This is a genomic window from Mesorhizobium sp. (assembly GCF_004962245.1).
Classification (GTDB): Bacteria; Pseudomonadota; Alphaproteobacteria; order Rhizobiales; family Rhizobiaceae; genus Mesorhizobium.
The window spans coordinates 1-2619 of sequence record NZ_SUHQ01000081.1 but is presented as its reverse complement, the minus strand read 5'-3'; the positions used below and the strand labels follow the sequence as shown (position 1 = coordinate 2619).

General features: G+C 59.6%; 5 protein-coding genes. All 5 read left to right on the top strand.

Annotated elements, in window-relative coordinates:
* Positions 1–381 precede the first annotated feature (381 nt).
* The 5 genes from E5X88_RS33380 (at position 382) to E5X88_RS33360 (ending at position 2257) form a co-directional block, all read left to right on the top strand.
* On the top strand, positions 382–579 hold the full coding sequence (locus tag E5X88_RS33380; protein WP_292168519.1) for a hypothetical protein: 198 nt from the start codon (positions 382–384) through the stop codon (positions 577–579).
* A 166-nt stretch (positions 580–745) separates the two neighbouring features.
* Positions 746–958 carry a hypothetical protein gene (locus tag E5X88_RS33375; protein WP_292168517.1) on the top strand — a complete coding sequence of 71 codons (213 nt, stop codon included), beginning with the start codon at positions 746–748 and terminating at the stop codon, positions 956–958.
* A gap of 8 nt (positions 959–966) precedes the next feature.
* Positions 967–1200, top strand: coding sequence for a hypothetical protein (locus E5X88_RS33370; protein WP_128345092.1), 234 nt, complete (start codon positions 967–969; stop codon positions 1198–1200).
* 67 nt (positions 1201–1267) lie between these two features.
* On the top strand, positions 1268–1558 hold the full coding sequence (locus E5X88_RS33365) for a hypothetical protein (RefSeq protein WP_292168514.1): 291 nt from the start codon (positions 1268–1270) through the stop codon (positions 1556–1558).
* 3 nt (positions 1559–1561) lie between these two features.
* On the top strand, positions 1562–2257 hold the full coding sequence (locus tag E5X88_RS33360; protein WP_292168512.1) for an SOS response-associated peptidase: 696 nt from the start codon (positions 1562–1564) through the stop codon (positions 2255–2257).
* Positions 2258–2619 lie beyond the last annotated feature (362 nt).

Sequence of the window (2619 nt, the reverse complement as noted above, 5' to 3'; positions counted from 1 at the left end):
CACCACGACCGCCGCCCCGCGTCGCGGTTCGGCTAGTCGCTTCGGCTTGTTGTCGTTGTCGGCAGTCGAACCCCGCAGCCATCTCCTCGCTCACTCCAGCGAAAAGTCGACGGAGAACCGGCCTGACGGCCGGTTCGCGATTTGCCGATTGATAAGGCCGAAAGCGGCCGGCTACGAAGGCCGCGTTTTCCGGCAGCTCCAAAGTGGCAGTCCGCAATCTCAATGCTGCGCATGATACGGCAGGCCCTGCCCGGGGGTGCAACCCTAAAAGGGTTCTCCTCTCCGCTTCGCTCCGTTGCGACCGCTGACGCGATGCACTTGGCAGCTCCAGCCGTATTCGAGCTTCGCGATTGCGCACAACCACTTTGGAGGATCTACCTCATGAAAACGCTCGTAACCTTCTGCCAGAGGACCGGCCGCCGCCTTCGTCTGTACATCAATCGGCAAATCGCCAAACTGTCCCATAGGGGCCAGCTGAAGATCTCTGTCGGCTTCTCGCTTCCGTTCCTCGCCAAGCTCGAGGTGAGCTATCAGGTGCAGTTCGACGAAAAAGCAGACAACGACAACAAGCCGAAGTGACCGACGGCGCCGCGCCCTGCCTAGCAGGGCGCGGCTTCTTGACGGCTGAGGTGAGCAGCGAAGACGAAAGGATGGTGATTGACCATGACATGAAGGGGTTCGGCCGACTTGACTCTTTTGTTCTTATTTTGTTCACTATGGCACGCGCACGAAAGAGAGGTGCCCAATGTACAAGGAAACTCCCCTGACAGTGGCTGAGGAGGTCGAACTGCAGAATGCGGCCGAAAAGCTGATTGCACGCCACGGCGGCGACATGCTGAAAGCTCTCAAGGCTGCGATGCTCCACAACGGCTATCTCGAAGGCCAGATCGAACAGATCGCCGCAGCAGTTCCGGGGCTCATCAAGATCCATTACGACGGCCCCATGGCTTCGAACTAGGCGGCCTGATGCATGCCGAGAAATTATCCGACCAGGATGATGATCTGGAGCGCGACGTCGACGCCGTCATCGTCTCCTGTGACGGCGACGCGAGAGCCGCGGTTCGCGCATTGATCGTCCAGGTCGCCTACCTGGAGCGCGAGATTCAATATTTTCGGGTCGCAGTCTCCTCAGGCTTCAGCCGGCAGTGGCATCACAAGAGATGGGAGATCGAGACTGATGCCGGGTCGGAGGATGGGTGAGCTATCTTACTCGGCGATCGACCGCGCCTACCCATATCAGGTGGCGCTGCCGGACGACATTTGCTGCATGCACAACCTGACCCTGATCATGGAGTTTTGCGAGACACGCGGTCTCCACCATGTGACGCGACACGTCACGGCAGTCTGGCCGAACGCCAAGCAGGAGCATTATCGCCTCCATTGCTTTGCCAATCTTGCATCCGCAGAGCCCTTCAGGGATCATTTCGGCGGTGTGATGTTCGATCCGAAGCGCGATCGCGAGAATGGTCGGGCACGAGGTGCATGGCACCGGAAGGATGAATACAAGCGGATTCTGGAAAGCGGCCCATTAAGGGTGCCGGAAATCTTACGGGATTAGATCATGTGCGGTCGTTACACTCGATATCTGTCCTGGTCCGAAATTCACCGGCTCTACCGGCTCACCACGGACTGGGAGCGGCAGCGCAACGACGCGCCGGCCTACAACATCGCACCCACTGAGGATGTTGTTTTCGTTACCGCCGGTGAGAACGGCAACCACAAGCTGCGCGAGGGCCGCTGGTGGCTCGTGCCCTGGTGGGCGAAGGAGATGCCGAAAGGGGCGATGTTCAATGCACGTTCGGAGACGGCTGACACATCCGGCGCCTTCAAGGATGCATTCAAATCGAAACGCTGTTTGATCCCGGCGGATGGCTTCTACGAATGGACGCTGAGCCCTGCCGACAAAGGGCGTGACCCTTGGCACATCTTTCTGCCAGATCATCGGCCATTCTCGTTCGCCGGACTGTGGGCCCGCAATGACAATCTCGGCATCACCAGCTGCACGATTCTGACCGCCGCAGCCCAAGATCCGATGGTCAGTCTGCACGATAGGCAACCGGTGATCCTCGCTCCCGAGGTCTACGATGCATGGCTGGATCCAAGGACGCCGGCGGGCGAGGCCAAGGCTCTGCTTTCGCACGATCTTGACGGCCAGCTTCAATTCTATCGCGTCGATCGCCAGGTGAATTCGAGCAAGAACAAGGGCGGCGACGAGATGATCACGCCAATCGACATGCGAACCTCGTACGGGATCTGACAGATGAGCGACGATCCTTCATCACAGCCGGTCGCGGCGTCGCGCGCGATAGGGATCCACGAACACTATTGCGAGCATCCGGGATGCACGAAGTGGGGCGGCTGGGGCTTTCCGCGCGGGAAACAGACGATTTGGTTTTGCTGGGAACATCGCGAGGACGCGGTACCTGAGGCCGCCGGTCAATTTGAGCGATAGGATCAACGGAAGCGTAGCGGTTTTCACCGCTAGGCCAGGCCGCCGACGAATCCGCTCAGCTCGTCGAGCCGCACCATCGAGAGCCGCACTCCGCCGTGACAGCCGCGCGCCCTGCAGACGGTTTCGCGCTCCAGTTCGTCAATATAGAGAAATTCACGCTCCGGCGA

What these genes read in the sequence shown, in the direction of transcription:
- E5X88_RS33370 (WP_128345092.1), top strand. Translation starts at nt 967, where the DNA reads ATGCATGCCGAGAAATTATCCGACCAGGATGATGATCTGGAGCGCGAC.
- E5X88_RS33375 (WP_292168517.1), top strand. Translation starts at nt 746, where the DNA reads ATGTACAAGGAAACTCCCCTGACAGTGGCTGAGGAGGTCGAACTGCAG.
- E5X88_RS33380 (WP_292168519.1), top strand. Translation starts at nt 382, where the DNA reads ATGAAAACGCTCGTAACCTTCTGCCAGAGGACCGGCCGCCGCCTTCGT.
- E5X88_RS33365 (WP_292168514.1), top strand. Translation starts at nt 1,268, where the DNA reads ATGCACAACCTGACCCTGATCATGGAGTTTTGCGAGACACGCGGTCTC.
- E5X88_RS33360 (WP_292168512.1), top strand. Translation starts at nt 1,562, where the DNA reads ATGTGCGGTCGTTACACTCGATATCTGTCCTGGTCCGAAATTCACCGG.